Origin of the sequence: Mucilaginibacter endophyticus, from assembly GCF_003351025.1 — a bacterium.
Taxonomy (GTDB): domain Bacteria; phylum Bacteroidota; class Bacteroidia; order Sphingobacteriales; family Sphingobacteriaceae; genus Mucilaginibacter; species Mucilaginibacter endophyticus.
Window position 1 is genome coordinate 250,181 of record NZ_QPCG01000006.1, and the last position, 15,953, is coordinate 266,133.

Consider the following 15,953-nt stretch of genomic DNA (forward strand, 5'->3'; position numbering starts at 1 on the left):
GTTCTCCTTACCTGTTAAAAATTCCCGTTGCCGTTCGGTTAATGATCCTGTTGGTTTGGGTAGAAAAAATTATTCCCATCACCACAAAAATGATAGCGTTTGCAAGCGGGATACCTGCCACGCCTATAAGCTTTCCTAATAAAACAGAAAGCGGGATATTCACCAGCGATGTTGCCACACCCAAATACAGTTGTAGCCTGATTTTACCTATGCCGTTCAGAAATTGCACGTGGATAGCCTGCCATATAAGCGTTATAATGTAAATACACATTGCTATTGAAAGGCTCAGCGGCATGGAAACACTTTTGCCAACCCACACATCATACAGCCAGGGCGACAGCGCCGTGAGCGCTATAGTGCATAAGCTGAGGCCCAGCCAAAGCTTGTTTATTTTGGCAAGGGCGTTTTTTATCCACTCATACTCGTTTTTAGTATAAGCTTCGGTAAACGCGCTCCAGAAAGGCGTTATCACCACCACAAAAAACATCAGCACCACCGAAAACAATTTGTAGGCGATATTGAACGTAGTAACCTCCTTAGGACCAAACAGCTGGGTAATAACAATATTATCCGACTCATACATAACCAACGCGCAGATCTGGATAATGAAAAATGTGCTGCCAACGCCAAGCATTTGTTTAGCGCTTTTAAAATTTACTACGGAGATGGCGGGTGCCAGTGACCTGTAATCGCCTTTAAACATTAGCATACTTCCCCCAAGCATTACTAACAAAGGCACACCCGCCATCACCATCACCAGCCAGGTTAATGAACCTGGCATCAATTTCATCAATATTAATATGGCCAGCAGCGAAAGTACCTGCCCTACAAGATTCAGCTGTGCTGTTTTTGCCGGCTCCTGGTTAGCCGCAAGCACGGTATTAATCAACTGTACCACAAACTGAAAGCAAAAAAAGCCGAAGATGATCAACACAACCTGGTTCAGGTAACCGCTGCCATCATCAGGTACATTTAAAATGCTTGTCCACTTAATAAAAGGATTAATAAAGTAGAAGACCGCGAACATCAGTATCCCGATAACACCCATAATGGCGTAGGTTGAACTGATATAAACCCGCCCCTTTTCGGGCTCATTAAGGGCTATAGCCTGGGCCAGTTTATTTTTAAGCCCGTTACCCAAACCCATATCAAACAAAGCAGCCCAGGTTATGAGCGAGCTTAGTGTAAGCCATATACCATATTGGGTTGGATTTACATACCTGATGGTAAGCGGGATCATGATCAGTGTGATAACCACGCTACCGCCCTTCAGTATTACGGAACGGAAAATGTTTTTCCGCGCCCTTACCGAGCGTTCATGACCTTTATTAAAAAACCTGTTAATACCAACTGTTAATACCTGCAACATAAAATGGGTTTAGGGGGATTCAAGGCAGATTAAAAAGCTTACTCTACCAAACGTTCATTTTAATTTTCTTCAGCCAGTCTGCAACTTTGCTGCTGTTAGTGTCTTCATAGGGCGACCCGTAGCCATAGCTGCCATAGCCGTGTCCGTACCCTGTAATGGTATTGGTACGCATTTCAATATCATTAACTATGAGGTACATGTGTTTGGCTTTTTTGGTGCGATGCAGATCATTTACAATACCCAGTTGTGTTTTGAGGGTATAGTTTTGACGCACCACGTAAAAGGTAACATCAACAAACTCCTCAATGATCAGCGCGTCGGATACCAGGCCTACCGGGGCGGTATCAATGATCACGTAATCAAACTTTTTCTTAAGGTCTTCAATGAGGGTTTTAAGCCTGCCATCCATCAGCAGCTCGGCCGGATTAGGCGGTACAGGACCCGATGATATATAAAAGAAATTGGGATTAGTTTCAAAGGGCTTAACCAGGCAGTCAACACAACCTTCGGGCGATATGACATAGTTTGTAAAGCCATAGTCATCCTTCATTCCTATATTTTTAAGCAGCTTAGGCTTACGCAGGTCAAGCTCAAGTAACACAACCTTTTTACCTGTAAGCGCTATGGAATTACCAAGATTAAGCGAGATGAAGGATTTGCCCTCGCCGCTCATACTTGAAGTAAACATGATCACGTTTGAACCTTTTTTATTATCGGTAACATACTTTAAACTGGTTCGGAGCGCCCTGATCTCTTCGGCTACAGCCGAACGCGAATCATTATAAACCAGCGATTTTGAACGTTTATCGCCCCGGCTTATCTCGCCAAACAAAGGCACACTGGTATGTTTATTGATATCGGCCTTGGTATTGATGCGTGTGTTGAGCAGTTCTTTAATACTAAGTCCGGCTGCAGGGATACAAATGCCTGCAATTGCACCAATAAGGTAAAGCAATGATTTTTTGGGAGCGAAGGGTTTCTCGTCCGCATCGGCATCATCTAAAATGCGGCAGCTCGAAAGCGTGGCGGTTTGTGAAATAGCGGTTTCCTCACGTTTTTGCAGGAGGAACAGGTACAAATCCTGCTTAAGGCTTTGCTCACGGGCATAATCCAGGTAGATCCGTTCTTTTACCGGTGCGTTTGTAATTTTGTTCTCGATAGTAGCATTCTGCTTTTTGAATGCCGATTGCGACACATGAAGGCTATTGCGATAGTTGCTCAAACTGGTTACCAGGGCCTGGCGGGCCAGCTCAATTTGCTGATCGAGGTTTTTGATGATCACGCTGTTATCGGTAAGCGTGAGGCGTAACTGCTCCTTGCGTAGCAGCATTTCGTTATAGCCGTTTATCGCGGTACCAAAGGCCATATCCTTAGTAATTAAAGAGCTTGGCACCACCTGGGGGTTGGCCTCATCACTTACATATTTATAAAGGTCATTAGCTATGGCAAGCTGCACTTCGTTATCATTCAGCTTACTTTGATAAGCATTGGCACCTTCAATAAGAGCTTTTGACTGCGCGTTGATATCCGAAATGCCGTTTTTAACTTTATACTGTTCCAAGTTCTTTTCAACCTTGCCCAGTTCGGCGCCAACAACTACCAGGCGTTTATCAATAAACTTCATGGTACTATCGGCAATGCGGATTTTATTAGCCAGGTTATTTTGCAGATAAACATCCATCAGCTTCTGAAGGATTACCCGCCCGCGCTCGGGGTTGCTGTAGCTTAAGTTAAGGTCAATAACGGTAGCCTGCTTATCATCAAGGCCTACGCCCAGGTTTTCATCCAGCTCTTTTTCGATTTGTTTAGGGGTTTGTACCTTGATCTTGTATTCGCCTTCGGGTTTAAAATATTCGGTTTTGTGGAAAGTGAGGTTATACTGGCGCAGGCTTACCGGCTTATCAAAACTGCCGGTAACGCTTTCGGGACCTTTATCATTTACTAACCTGAAAGTATTGCTATTCAGGATCTCTAAAGTATAATTGGCCAGCGCCAGTTTATCGGTTTTATAACCGATGTTAATTTTAAAAGGGGCTTCGTCAAACAGCTCGGTTTTGCGGAAACCGTTGTTGTCATAGATATGAATATTAAGATCAAGCAGGTAAACCACCCGTTTAATAAGGCTTCGTGACTTAAGCACCTTAACCTCGTTATCGGCATTGCTCTTGATATCAAACAGAGATGCCAGATCAGAATTTACGCCGTTGGTAAGGGCTTTGGTGGGTGAGTTCTTTTCATCCTCAACAATAATTTTGCTGGAGATGTTCCATTTACTGGGTTCGTATTGGATATACACAAAGGTGGCTACAACACACACCACTATACCAATACAGAAAAGGTACCAGTAATTAAGGCAAATGGCAACAAGGCTTCGAATATCGCCGGGGGCTTCCTCCTTTTTGTAAACGAAATCGAGCTTGTCAGCTAAAAGGTCCAATTTATCCATATCAACATTTATTAAAATGCCAATAATCACGATAAAGCTATCAGTTCCATAAGTAGAAATAATAAGCAGCTATAATGATCAGGGCAACGATTTGACTACGCTATTATTTTACCCGAAAGTTAAGGCAGAAAAGCCGTTTACAAGCATATATGAACGGTTATGAACAAAGTGAACGCCTATTACATAATGAACGAAATGAACGATTGGGAAAAGAGATTGGAGGTTGGAGATTAGCCCGTTTACCTCACCATATGAAACCTTATATGATACTTATTAAGATACTTTATAAAGATAAAATATTATCTAAACCTTAACAATAGGTTACTTTTCCACTACTACTGGGATTAAATACCGAAAAACGGTATTTGATACACTTGTTTTATACGATTGATTAATTTCGCTAATGCTTGCCCCGCCACTTCCCAATATCTAACTTTGTATTATGCCAGTTACCCAAAATATAAAGGTTGCCGTTGATGCTGTAGTATTTGGATATACCTCAAAAGAGGGGCTATCCGTATTGCTCATAAAACGAAACATCGAACCTTTTAAAAACAGTTGGGCATTACCGGGTGGTTTGGTGGGCGACCATGAATCGTTAGAGGAAGCCATTCAGCGCGAACTAAGGGAAGAAACAGGCGTAAACATCACCTACCTGGAGCAGTTATACAGCTTCGGCCAGCCGGAGCGTGATCCGCGGAACCGGGTGATCTCCATAACTTACTACGGCTTGGTACGGCCGGATGCCTTCGTTGTTAAAGCCGCTACCGACGCCAGCGATGTAAACTGGTTCAATATCAAAAAGCTTCCCGCCCTGGCGTTTGATCATACTACTATTATAAGCGTAGCACGAGAACGCTTAAAAAGCAAAATGCTTTATCAACCGGTAGGTTTTGAATTGCTTGAGCAAAAATTCCCCTTCTCCGAACTCGAAAAACTTTATCTCGCCGTGCTCGACCGTCCTATTGACCGCCGTAACTTCAAAAAGAAGATCACCAAATACGGTTTCCTCGAAGAAACCGCCGAAAAACAAGCCCTCGAAGGCGCCGGTCGCCCGGGTAACCTTTTCCGTTTTAACGAGGAAAAGTATTATCAGCTACAAAAAGAGGGGATTAGTTTTGAGATATAGTTTCTAATTATCATTCACGTTTACCCATCCGGCCTACGCTTCTCTGGATCTTCCCTCTCTCCGTCTTTGCCGCAAGGGGGTGAAGCAATCAAAACCATGTCATTGTGAGCACAACGCGGCAATCGCACGGCATCATAGCCGCTCTGTATAGCATGCGATTGCCACGTCGTGCCGATGCTCACTCCCCTTCCGCTCCTCGCAATGACATTTTTTTTTCGATTCAGAATCAAAAAACTTTACGTAGCTATTACTGATACCAAACCCCCTCTCTCAAAAAAATCAAAAAATAATTTGCGTATTAAAAACACATATTTATATTTGTGTATAATTAACGCAAAATAAAAATGAAGACAGGAGTAATTATAGCACGCTTTCAAACGCCGTACCTGCATGAGGGTCACAGGCAACTGATAGCACAGGTTAAGCAAAATCATGCCAAACTGATTATACTGCTGGGCGTTAGCCCCATAAAAGGCAGTCGCAAAAACCCTTACGACTACTACACGCGTGAAAAAATGATTAAAAAGGATTATCCTGAAATTGTGGTACTGCCCATCAGCGATAATCCGAGCGATAAAATATGGTCGGATAATCTGGACAACCTGCTGAAAAGTGTTTTCAATGCTGAGCAGTTTTGTTTGTATGGCAGTCGCGATAGTTTCATCCCCTACTACAGCGGCAAATTTGAAACCATCGAACTGCCCGAACATGGCGATTACAACGCCACCGAACTTCGCAAACAATACGCCGATAAGGTTTTTGATTCAAACGATTTCCGCGCGGGCATCCTGTACGCTTACTATAATCAATATCCTAAGGTATACCCTACTGTTGATATAGCCCTGTTCAGGAATAACCGCAGCGAGATATTGCTTGGCAAAAAAGCCATCAACAATAAATGGCGTTTTGTAGGCGGTTTTTCTGACCCGGAAGATACCTGCTATGAAGATGCCGCCGAACGTGAACTTGCCGAAGAATGCGGTGAAATGCAAACCACCGCCATGCAGTACGAAACATCGGCCAAAATAAACGACTGGCGCTACCGCAGCGAAGCCGATAAGATCATTACCCTGCTGTTTAGCTGTGATTTTATTGGCGGTGAGCCAAAAGCCCAGGATGATATTGCCGACTTGGCCTGGTTTAAGCTTACCGATCTGCCTTTAATGATAAAAGACGGCTCCATTAGCGAAGAACACATTGAATTGTTTAATTTCATCACCGGCAAATACCTTAAAAACTAAAGCCATGAAAAAAGAGAATTTGATTCTTTTAGCCGACGCATATAAATACGCCCACCATAAATTTTACTACCCCGGCACCACCAATATTTACAGTTACCTGGAAAGCCGTGGCGGAATGTTCAACGAAACCGTTTTCTTCGGTCTGCAATATTTTTTGAAAGAATACCTACAGGGCCCAGCCTTTAACCAGGTTGATTTGGATGAGGCCGACGAATTTATGAAACAGGTTTTCGGTCGCGATGATGTGTTTGATTGCAGCAAGTTTCAGTACATATTAGATAAATATAACGGCCATCTGCCTGTACGCATTAAAGCTGTTGCCGAAGGTACCAGCGTGCCTACCGGCAACGTACTCATGACCATTGAAAATACCGACCCTGAATGTTACTGGCTCACCAACTTTTTAGAAACCCTGCTGATGCAGGTTTGGTACCCTTGCACCGTGGCCACGCTTAGCCACGAGGTTAAAAAAGTAGTTACGCGATACTACGAAGAAACCGCCACACCTGAAGCCTTTGGCGGGATTGGTTTTGTGCTAAATGATTTTGGCTTCCGTGGGGTGAGCAGCGTGGAGAGCGCTAAACTGGGCGGGGCAGCCCACCTGCTTAGTTTTGCAGGCAGCGATAACCTTGCAGGCTCAGGCATGGCTATTAAATACTATCATGCAGATAAAGTACATGGCCTGAGCATTCCGGCTACGGAGCACAGTATTTGCACCCTGCTCGGCCAGCAAGGCGAGCTGGAAGTATTTAAACATGTGCTGCGCAGCTTCCCTACCGGTGTTATAGCCTGTGTGAGCGATAGCTTCAACATTTTCCGTGCCTGCAGTGAGTATTGGGGAGAGGATTTGAAAGAAGAGATTCTGAAACGCGACGGTACCCTGGTGATCCGCCCCGATAGCGGCGACCCGGTAATGACCCTGCTGGAAATTTTCAAGATCCTGTTTGATAAATTCGGTTTTAGCACCAATGCTAAAGGTTATAAAGTGCTGCCTCCACAGGTTAGGGTGATACAGGGCGACGGCGTTAATTATACCGAGATAGGCGTAATTTATAAAGCCCTTAAGGCAAACGGCATAAGCGCCGAAAACCTGGTGCTGGGTATGGGCGGGGCCTTACTGCAAAAAGTTGACCGCGATACCCAAAAATTCGCCCTGAAATGCAGCAGTGCCGTAATAAACGGTAAAGAGGTAGCTGTAGAGAAAAGTCCTGCCGAAATGGATGCCCATGGCAACATTACCACCAGCTTTAAAAAGAGCAAAGGCGGCAGACTTAAATTAGTAAAAACCGATGACGGCTACAAAACCATTCACGAGAATGAACAACCAGAACTGGCCGACCAGCTGCAAACCGTTTTCGAGAACGGCCATATTATTAAAGAATTTACTTTTGAGCAGGTGATTGATACCTTGCAGCACCAATAAACCACGTAAACAAAAAAGCTTTTAGCTTTAAGCATTCCGCTTTCAGCTTTATTATAGAAAATGAAAAAACTACTTTTTGCCATAACCGGATATGAATACCTTGCCGAAAAAGTGCTTGCCCTTGGCACCTGCGAACGCGGCGAAATTGAAGTGAGCCACTTTACCGATGGTGAGCGTTACCAACGCATCCTCTCCAACGTGGAAGGCCGCGAGGTGCTGCTGATAGGCGGCACCGTGAGCGATAGCGCTACGCTTGAACTGTATGACCTGGCTTCATCCTTGGTGAGTTATGGTGCCGATTCGCTTACACTGGTCATCCCCTACTTTGGCTACAGCACCATGGAACGCGCCGTTAAACCCGGCGAAATTGTGACTGCCAAAACCCGCGCCCGCCTGCTCTCGGCCATACCCAAATCAAACCGGGGCAATAAGGTTATGCTGTTCGACCTGCATAGCGAGGGCATCCAGTACTATTTTGAGCAGGACCTGTACCCTGTACACGTTTACTGCAAGGATATTGTAATTGAAGCAGCTACCCGTTACGGTGGCGATAACTTTGTAATGGCCAGCACCGATGCGGGCCGGGCCAAATGGGTGGAATCGCTGGCTAACGACATGGGCGTAAATGCCGCCTTCATCCTCAAACGCCGTCTCAAAGGCGACCATACCGAAGTAAGCACCATCAACGCCGACGTAGCCGGTAAAACGGTTATTATTTATGACGATATGATCCGCTCGGGAGGCAGCATTGTAAACGCCGCCCTGACCTATAAAAATGCCGGTGCCGGGGATATTTATGTAATAACCACGCATGGTTTGTTTGTAAACGATGGCATTGGGAAGTTAAAAGCCTGCGGTGCTATTAAGAAGCTGATTTGTACTGATACGCATGTGAATTGTAAGGATTTGGAGGGAGATGATTTTGTGGAGGTGAGGACTGTGGCGGGGTTGATTTGTGGGTAAAAAATCCAACAATTTAATCTGCTTGATTTAAAATATTGAATACAGCACTCATAAACATATATTTAGATAGCATCTGTGAATTTATTATAATTGTAACCTATTAAAAATATTCCAACCTAACTAAAATCATAAATGAACTGGGAAAAATACCTAAACGCTAATAGACTTAGAGCTTCTAATAGAGATAAAGAATTAGATCCAAGAAATGAATTTGAAAGTGATTTTGGGCGGGTAATTTTCAGCCCTGCAACTCGTCGAATGCATGATAAAACACAAGTTTTTCCATTGACTTCTGATGACAATATTCACTCCCGTTTAACTCATTCTTTGGAAGTGATGTCGATAGGACACTCATTAGGACTTAATATTTGCGAGAATAAAGATTTCAGCAAATCGCTTGGCCTTCAAGATCGTGAATTAATAAGAGAAATTCCAATTATATTGAAAAATGCCTGCTTAGTTCATGATATCGGAAATCCTCCATTTGGTCATTTCGGAGAAACAGTTATTCAAACATATTTCGAAAAGCTATTTAAAACAGAAAACTTTGGACTAAATGAAATAGAACAAGAAGACTTTACTCTTTTCGACGGAAATGCACAGGGCTTTAGGGTTCTGACTAAACTGCAAATGCTCGAAGATATTTTTGGATTAAATCTCACCTACGCCTCATTAGCTGCTTACATTAAATATCCGAATACTGAAAAAATAGATAAGAAATTTATCTACAAAAAAAAGAGAGGTGTATTTCAATCTGAAAAAAATTATTTGGAGGAGATAGCAGATGGTTGCGGTTTATATCGGAATACTAAAATAATAAGGCATCCTTTAGCTTATTTAATGGAAGCAGCCGATTCAATATGCTACTTAATAATGGATATCGAGGACGGATTTAACAAAAATTTATACACATATGAGTTTATCAAAGGCAGATTAATAGACATCGCTGGTATGCGAGAACAATTCGACAAACTTGAAGAAAAACACCAAACGCCAATCGGTAGGGTTGTTAATTTAAGAATATTTCTAATTAAGAGATTAGTTGACCTTTCGGTAAATAATTTCATAGACAAGATCAAAATGATTTGTGATGGAAAATATAATTTCGAATTAATCTACGATGATCAATCTAAACTTGCCGAAACGTTACAGAGATTTTGTATTCAGGAAATTTTCCCTAAACGAGAGGTTCAATCATTGGAATTGACCGGTCATTCTGTATTAACAGGATTACTCGATTACTACATCAAATTTACTTTTCATGAAAGTAAGGATTATCGAAAAAGAGCTTTGGGTCTGATCTCCGATAGCGTAAAAAAGGTAGCATACAAAGAGTGTAATGTTAGTACCTTTGAAGATCTGAACAATTATTACAAATTGAGAGTAATTGTGGATTTTATCAGTGGGATGACAGATCAATATGCGTTAAATCATTTTCAGAAACTAAGTGGCCAAAAAATTAATTGACATAAGAAAATTAATAGATGAATCAGGATCTGCATTCTATAAATACATACATCACTTGCTCCATGACGACATCATGGAAAAACTTGATGAAATATCTGCTAATACAGATGTTTATATTTTTAGCGGCATAATTCGTAATTACTTTTTAAATATTTATCGAAAAAGAGATGTCGACGTTGTTCTTGGACAAGAAATCGATATTTTTAAAGAATTTCAAAACTTTTCAATCCGTAAAAATAGTTTCGGAGGTTATAAAATAATGTTCCCGTCAGGTCCATTAGATTTATGGTTTATCAAAGATACTTGGGCATTTCAGCACTCTCAAAAGACTTTAGAATTTCATTTGGAAAAAAAAATACCAGATACTGCCTTCTTCAATTTTTCATCTATAATATATTCGTTAAACAAGCAAAAGTTCTATTACACAGAACATTTCGTTAAATTCCTAAAAAACAAACAACTTGATTACGTCTATGATAAAAATCCTAATTACAGTCTTTGCATAATTAACACTCTATACTACGCTGAAAAATATAATCTGGAAATATCGAAAAGGTTGTTAACTTTTATAACTAATTTGTATACTAAAAATAAATACAACTATCAAACCACTCAAATAAAGCATTTCGGAGAAATTATCTACACTGACGAGCAAATTGAGCAAAAGATAGGTTCTCTTCTGTTAGTTAAATAATTAAAGCTTTCCGAAAAGTTACTAATTATAATAAATATTCGCCTAACAATAAATTGTGAATTACAAATATTATATTTAGGATATATTTATTATGAGACTCGACAACGCAAGCATACATGAATTTCTCGTAGCAAATGATATAACTCATTTACACCACGCCAATTCATTAGCAACCTCCATAACATTTTTTCGTGCCCAAGGACTTTTATCGAGAGGTTTTGTTGAAAGTCAAAACTTATTTCAAACGAGACAACTATCAGATGACGACGACAAAAATAACGATGTCTGGAATGATATTTTTTTTGATTCACGAGACTTACATGGACACTTCCCAAGACAGAACTTATATGGCCCGATCTTGTTCAAATTTAATATAGACTTACTCTTAAAGGAAGATCTTCAGATTTATATCACGAAAAGTAACCCAATGTTTTGGGATGAGAAAACCAAACCGGAAGACAAGTATTTTCTCGATATGGATGACGTAAGAGATAACTGGAATAAATATGAGTTGCAAAGAAAAATGATAACAGTAAGATTCCAAGACGCACCTATAGATTTCGAACACTTAGAAAAAATAATTATAGACGACCCGCACGTTATTATTTATGGCAAAACTGAGTTATTACACGAAGCTACCCGCGCTTTAAATGCAGAACTAAATAAGTATCCGGAATTGAAAAAATTGGTTGAGTTGAGAAATTGTGGTGGAAATTGCTTTTGTAAAACAAATTATCTAAACCAATATAACGCATCAAAATTAGCGAAATTTTTCTTGCCGAATACTCATCCTCATTTTAACAACTCCTAATATGCCTAGCCACTCTGCAGCTGGTGCAAGTATATAGTGTAGGTCGAAGCGTGGCGTACTCGTGACTTGATGTATGATAACTTACAATAGGATTTGTCAATCTTTAAACTTTTTTCAGAGCGGTCACGAGTACTCAGTCCACGCCACCAGCGCTCCATACTCGCGCCAGTTACAGCACGCCTACCACGAGTTTCCGTATTCACCGCGTCAATGATGGTTTAATGGTATTTATGAAGAATAAGGTAACATATTCTTTACCCATTTCCCACACGCTGCATTTCATCAGCGGCACCGTTATCACGCTTAACCGTTTTGTAGGTTTTGCCGAAGCGATAGGTAAACGCGAGCACCACCACACGGCTGTCGCGTTTTATTTTAAAATATTCGGTGGCATTGGGGAACTGTGTTAAACCTTCCATAGCGTTGGTATAGAATATATCGCGCATACTCAACTTCAGGGTAGCCTTCTTTTTAAATACCGACATGCCCAGTCCTGCCGACATCTGCCCGGTAGGATACAAGCGTTCCTGCACATCGTTGCGGGCGCGGGTGGTATAAAAGCCCGATAACTCGCCCGTAAAACGCTTGCCAATGGTAAACTGGTTGCTGGCGTTGAGGTTAAGCTGGTTAATATCTGATGTGTAATGATTACCGTTAAAACCGCTCAGTTTTTTGTAATTGTACAGTGCCTGCGCTGTAAGTGTCCACCAATTGGTAGGTGATGCGGTTATAGCTTCAGATACCCCAATAATATATGTGTGCCCCACGTTTCCCTGCGTATACAGCAAAATACCCGCATATGTAGGATCGCTCAAAAATATCTGCGAAAAGTAATTGCTGATGTTACTGTACGATACTGTGGTAGTGAGCAGGTTTTTATATTGATGGCTCAGCTCCAGGTTCCAGCTGTATTGCGGCAAAATGTAAGGGTTGCCGGTTTGATAAGTGTACTTGTTGATGATAAAATAGAACGGGTTAAGCGTTTGGTAAACCGGGCGATCAATACGACGGCTTACCGTTAAAGTAAAGTTATTGGCAGTATCGGCCTGGTAACTGAAATAGCCACTGGGAAAAAAGCTGCCGTAATTACGCGAGAAAGCCGAATCTTTTTGCAGCGCGTTACCCATTTGATGGGCATGATAATCGGTATGCTCATAACGCAGGCCAACCTGGTAGGAAATGGCTTTGTGTTTACGCTCCAACAGCGCATAAGCTGCATGGATATTCTCGCTATAAATGAAATGGTTACTGCGGGTTAGGTCGTCCGTCCATTGACCTGAGATGAAGTTTTGATAACCTGCGGAGTTGTCGGTACTGCTGTGTACCGATTTCCAACCCAGTTGAAGTTGGCCATCGTCATTTGTTTTAAGTGTATAGTCGGCTTTGCCCGAGAGTATGGTGATGCCGGTGGGAATGTTGGCACGCGTCAGTTCGTTATAACCGCCGGTGGCTTGCAGGCGGTTGTTAAAATTTTGGTCGCTGGCAATGTCGTAGTGCAGCCAATCTGCATCAGCGCTGATGTCCTGGGTTTTGCTGATAGTATGACGGAAGTTCAGGCTTACCTGCCCGTTTTTAAACCGGCTATTGTTGGCGTTATCGGTAGCAATGACTGAATCTGCCGTGCCAGCCGGGTTGAGCCAGCGTGCCGAAGCTGTATTATTACCCTTGCGATGGATCATAGTTCCTCCCAGCACAATACCAACCGTAGTTTTGGACGAAACGTCATAATCCAGCCCTGCTTTGGCGGTGTTGTTCAGCAGCGTGCCGGTAAAGTGTGAAGGCTGCTCCAGCGTTGAAGTGGTTACCCCACCAGCGCCGGTGTATTTGCGCAGCGCGTACAGATTGGTAAGATATTTCTGATCGCTGATATTGTAATTAAAGAAAGTGCTGATACGCCCCTCGCGATAATTCAGCGTTAGTGTATTATTGGTTTTAAAGTAAACGCCCTGCGCCACAGTAGCCGAAACGGATCCGTTAAAACCCTTCTGCTTGTTCTTTTTGGTTTTAATGTTGATGATCCCCGCGTTCCCATTGGCATCATACCGCGCGGTGGGATTGGCAATCAGCTCAATCTGCGCTACCTGGGTAGAGCTCATGCTGCTAAGCAGGTTATTCAGATCGGCGCCGGAGAGATAGGTAGGCTTGCCATCTATCATCACCAGTACCCCTGGCTTGCCTTGTAAAGAGATACCGCCATTACGATCAACCATCACACCTGGCGATTTCTCCAACACTTCCAATACCGTAGCGCCCACGTTGGTTACTGACGCCTCTACGTTGACTATCACCTTTCCCTGCTTCACTTCCAGCGGCGGCATTTTGGCGGTGATGCTCACCTCTTTCAATACGGTACTAACAGGTCGCATGCGGATGGTGTCCTGCTTTATATTATCCGCGGTAGTGTAGCTACGGGTAGTTTGGGGCTGATAACCGGTATAAGTTACCGAGAAGCTAAATGCTCCCTGCGGAATGTTCTGAAACCTGGCCTGCCCATGGGCGTTACTTACGCTCAGGCCTACCTGCCTGTTTGCCTGCATCAGTTTAACAGTGGCGCCATCAGCAGGCTGGGCACTTTCTTTAACAACAATCAGCGTAAACTGCTGTGCAAAGCCGCCCAAGGGTAACAGGGCCAGTAAAAAGAATAAAAGCGTACGGGTCATTCAGTCAATCCTAATAATCCCGTAAGATAATCAGGCTGAGGATGATGTTTGCAATTTAAGGCGCGAAAAATATGAGTGAAAATCACTTTTTAATCCCGCTGTTTTCTTCTAATCCTCATCGCTAAATGTTATAGTACACAATTGACATTACTGCATCAAAGCCGCCGTTTCCTTCTGAAATTTGATATTAGCCTGCTTAGCCTGGGCTATGGCCACGTCCAGTTGCTTATATTCGGGTGTACCAAACCGGTACGTGCCGGGAACAGGACAAACGCCATTCGGACACATAGCCCAGTTTTGTTCGGTATGGGATTTTCCGTTATCGTAACGTATTATCATAAAGGCGTCCCTGAGCTCCGCTTTAAAGTTGGCATTAACTTTTTTGGGGGCATTTTTTTTGGCGGTTTTAATCTTTGATATTTTCACCACAAATAATTGCTGCGAAATCAATACTTGCCGTACTTTCTCCGTAACAAGAGTTGAATCTGCCGGTGGCTTACCGCTCGTCAAAGCATAAACATCGCCACAATTGGACGATACAAAAAAGGCCGTTAGTAACAATAAACCGATTGTCAGGATAATAGTTTTTCGGGGAGGTTTCATTTGTGATTTGGTTTATAGCATAAAAGTAACTTATGATTACTGCTTTTGCAATAGCCTTTAATAGTCTCAATCAAACTAAACCTCTTCACCTTTATTAATTACCCGGGCCAACCTCACACGAAGCTGCTCGCGAAGCCTGAAATTTTTATAGGAGTAGATAGTACCCAAAACAATAACTGCCATCACCAAAACATTCCAATAAAAATATTGATGCGATGGGTGATGCAAAACCATAGGCAATAACGACATGGCATACACCGGCGTTAATTTAAAGGATAATAACCGCAACATGAGGGTTACGGCTACAAGATCCAGCAATGCAGCCAGGAGCAGATTATTCAAAAAATACAGGCTCTGAATGCCGATATAAGCAGCGAGGCTCAGGCAAATTACCTGTTTATAAAACATTTTGTAGGTGTACTCCTCTTTATGCATTGATTCATATCCCACCACCAAAACCGGCGGAATAGCGGCAATATATATCCAGCCATTTTGTGCGCAGATGAGCACCCAGGCCGATACAAAGATGATATATAGAATATTATCCTGTGGCCTTTGTCGCTTTGAAACCATTGGAGCCGGCAATGCTTCGCGCTTTACATAGAGACTTATAGCCAGTATGAACGTCAGCGTCAGAATAGAGAAAATAAAATATGCTGATGTAGCATTGGTTATAACAGGCAGCAGACCGGTTGCCAGCGCCGGGGCCAGGCCGCTCCTAAACACGCGCAGGGTTAACAATACAAACATCACGACCAATATAAGTTTTGCCGCAAGGTTAACATCTATCCTGTTAATCATGAAGCCACCTATGGCGGTTATAGAAGGCAAAAGGAAAATATGAAGTGGCTTGGCTAACCAGTTTGGATGCTCATGGATCAGGCAGCCAACGGCAAGCGCAGCCATTTCCGGAAGTATAATTTCTTTGTCGTTAAATATAAGGGATGCGCCAATCATCATAAATATCAGCGCGTATCCAAATGCGCTTTTAAGCGGCAATATCTTTTTCATTTTCTGTAACTATGACTAATGGTATAAGCGGGTAAAATCAAAATAAAAGCCCCATAGCACTCGCTGCATGGGGCTTTAAAACCTAAACCTTATCACAAATCAATGAGTGCTTGGGGCACCCAGAAATTATTGTGTA

The 15,953-nt window shown here is 42.5% G+C and carries 12 protein-coding genes; 7 read left to right on the forward strand and 5 right to left on the reverse strand.

From position 1 onward, the window contains the following. Positions 1 to 7: 7 nt before the first annotated feature. Both DUL71_RS23935 and DUL71_RS23940 read right to left on the reverse strand, forming a co-directional pair. A complete protein-coding gene (locus DUL71_RS23935) occupies positions 8 to 1,369 on the reverse strand; it encodes a lipopolysaccharide biosynthesis protein (protein ID WP_114940409.1) in 1,362 nt (453 codons plus the stop codon). A gap of 43 nt (positions 1,370 to 1,412) precedes the next feature. Beyond that, on the reverse strand, positions 1,413 to 3,815 hold the full coding sequence (locus DUL71_RS23940; protein WP_114940410.1) for a GumC family protein: 2,403 nt from the start codon (positions 3,813 to 3,815) through the stop codon (positions 1,413 to 1,415). 442 nt (positions 3,816 to 4,257) lie between these two features. On the opposite strand from DUL71_RS23940, the gene DUL71_RS23945 reads away from it, so the two are divergent. The 7 genes from DUL71_RS23945 (at position 4,258) to DUL71_RS23975 (ending at position 11,543) form a co-directional block, all read left to right on the forward strand. Then, positions 4,258 to 4,944 carry an NUDIX hydrolase gene (locus DUL71_RS23945; protein WP_114940411.1) on the forward strand — a complete coding sequence of 229 codons (687 nt, stop codon included), beginning with the start codon at positions 4,258 to 4,260 and terminating at the stop codon, positions 4,942 to 4,944. 344 nt (positions 4,945 to 5,288) lie between these two features. Further along, on the forward strand, positions 5,289 to 6,185 hold the full coding sequence (locus DUL71_RS23950) for an NUDIX domain-containing protein (protein WP_114940412.1): 897 nt from the start codon (positions 5,289 to 5,291) through the stop codon (positions 6,183 to 6,185). A 4-nt stretch (positions 6,186 to 6,189) separates the two neighbouring features. Further along, entirely contained in the window at positions 6,190 to 7,608 is a 1,419-nt protein-coding gene (locus DUL71_RS23955; RefSeq protein WP_114940555.1) for a nicotinate phosphoribosyltransferase, read from the forward strand. Positions 7,609 to 7,668: 60 nt separating this feature from the next. Further along, entirely contained in the window at positions 7,669 to 8,571 is a 903-nt protein-coding gene (locus DUL71_RS23960) for a ribose-phosphate diphosphokinase (RefSeq protein ID WP_114940413.1), read from the forward strand. Between the two features lie 132 nt (positions 8,572 to 8,703). Further along, the gene (dgt, locus tag DUL71_RS23965; protein ID WP_114940414.1) at positions 8,704 to 10,038 is read left to right on the forward strand and encodes a dGTP triphosphohydrolase; all 1,335 of its coding nucleotides are present in this window, start codon (positions 8,704 to 8,706) and stop codon (positions 10,036 to 10,038) included. A gap of 73 nt (positions 10,039 to 10,111) precedes the next feature. Further along, the gene (locus DUL71_RS23970) at positions 10,112 to 10,732 is read left to right on the forward strand and encodes a hypothetical protein (RefSeq protein ID WP_154402469.1); all 621 of its coding nucleotides are present in this window, start codon (positions 10,112 to 10,114) and stop codon (positions 10,730 to 10,732) included. Positions 10,733 to 10,823: 91 nt separating this feature from the next. Beyond that, positions 10,824 to 11,543 (forward strand): hypothetical protein, encoded by a 720-nt coding sequence (locus tag DUL71_RS23975; protein ID WP_114940416.1) that lies wholly within the window; start codon positions 10,824 to 10,826, stop codon positions 11,541 to 11,543. Positions 11,544 to 11,797: 254 nt separating this feature from the next. Here DUL71_RS23975 and DUL71_RS23980 read toward each other — a convergent pair whose 3' ends face one another. From DUL71_RS23980 to DUL71_RS23990, 3 genes are all read right to left on the reverse strand, one after another. Next, positions 11,798 to 14,203, reverse strand: a complete 2,406-nt coding sequence (locus DUL71_RS23980) for an outer membrane beta-barrel protein (protein WP_114940417.1) — start codon at positions 14,201 to 14,203, stop codon at positions 11,798 to 11,800. A gap of 147 nt (positions 14,204 to 14,350) precedes the next feature. After that, complete coding sequence (locus tag DUL71_RS23985; protein ID WP_114940418.1) at positions 14,351 to 14,806, reverse strand: hypothetical protein; 456 nt, start codon at positions 14,804 to 14,806, stop codon at positions 14,351 to 14,353. Positions 14,807 to 14,881: 75 nt separating this feature from the next. Beyond that, positions 14,882 to 15,817, reverse strand: a complete 936-nt coding sequence (locus DUL71_RS23990; protein ID WP_114940419.1) for a hypothetical protein — start codon at positions 15,815 to 15,817, stop codon at positions 14,882 to 14,884. Between the last annotated feature and the right edge of the window lie 136 nt (positions 15,818 to 15,953).

What these genes read in the sequence shown, in the direction of transcription:
- DUL71_RS23950 (WP_114940412.1), top strand. Translation starts at nt 5,289, where the DNA reads ATGAAGACAGGAGTAATTATAGCACGCTTTCAAACGCCGTACCTGCAT.
- DUL71_RS23960 (WP_114940413.1), top strand. Translation starts at nt 7,669, where the DNA reads ATGAAAAAACTACTTTTTGCCATAACCGGATATGAATACCTTGCCGAA.
- DUL71_RS23940 (WP_114940410.1), bottom strand. Translation starts at nt 3,815, where the DNA reads ATGGATAAATTGGACCTTTTAGCTGACAAGCTCGATTTCGTTTACAAA.
- DUL71_RS23945 (WP_114940411.1), top strand. Translation starts at nt 4,258, where the DNA reads ATGCCAGTTACCCAAAATATAAAGGTTGCCGTTGATGCTGTAGTATTT.
- DUL71_RS23990 (WP_114940419.1), bottom strand. Translation starts at nt 15,817, where the DNA reads ATGAAAAAGATATTGCCGCTTAAAAGCGCATTTGGATACGCGCTGATA.
- dgt (WP_114940414.1), top strand. Translation starts at nt 8,704, where the DNA reads ATGAACTGGGAAAAATACCTAAACGCTAATAGACTTAGAGCTTCTAAT.
- DUL71_RS23935 (WP_114940409.1), bottom strand. Translation starts at nt 1,369, where the DNA reads ATGTTGCAGGTATTAACAGTTGGTATTAACAGGTTTTTTAATAAAGGT.
- DUL71_RS23975 (WP_114940416.1), top strand. Translation starts at nt 10,824, where the DNA reads ATGAGACTCGACAACGCAAGCATACATGAATTTCTCGTAGCAAATGAT.
- DUL71_RS23980 (WP_114940417.1), bottom strand. Translation starts at nt 14,203, where the DNA reads ATGACCCGTACGCTTTTATTCTTTTTACTGGCCCTGTTACCCTTGGGC.
- DUL71_RS23985 (WP_114940418.1), bottom strand. Translation starts at nt 14,806, where the DNA reads ATGAAACCTCCCCGAAAAACTATTATCCTGACAATCGGTTTATTGTTA.
- DUL71_RS23955 (WP_114940555.1), top strand. Translation starts at nt 6,190, where the DNA reads ATGAAAAAAGAGAATTTGATTCTTTTAGCCGACGCATATAAATACGCC.
- DUL71_RS23970 (WP_154402469.1), top strand. Translation starts at nt 10,112, where the DNA reads ATGGAAAAACTTGATGAAATATCTGCTAATACAGATGTTTATATTTTT.